Source organism: Affinundibacterium flavidum, assembly GCF_014284175.1.
Lineage (GTDB): Bacteria > Pseudomonadota > Gammaproteobacteria > Burkholderiales > Burkholderiaceae_D > Undibacterium > Undibacterium flavidum.
On sequence record NZ_JACOGA010000081.1, the window covers coordinates 1 to 253 of the forward strand.

Here is a 253-nt window from a genome sequence, read left to right on the forward strand (position 1 = left end):
CATTTGTGATCGCGACCGTAATCGTTTTGCTCGTTTCGCCTGGTGCGAATGTCACATTGCCGGCTACGGCTGTGTAGTCACTGCCTGCCACTGCACTGCCATTGGCTGTGCTGTAATTCACACTCACCGGTGCTGCATTGGCGCTGCTTAAGGTCACGGTATACGTCACCGTTCCAGCTGCTTCATTGACGTCGCCTGGACCGCTAATACTAATCGTTGGTACTGCGCCGTCCGTGATCGTGCCTGTGCCGAC

At 55.7% G+C, this 253-nt stretch carries 1 protein-coding gene; it reads right to left on the reverse strand.

Annotation, left to right across the window (positions count from 1 at the left end):
• Positions 1 to 253: Calx-beta domain-containing protein (locus tag H8K55_RS21450; RefSeq protein ID WP_186944278.1), on the reverse strand; the 253-nt coding region annotated here is incomplete at both ends.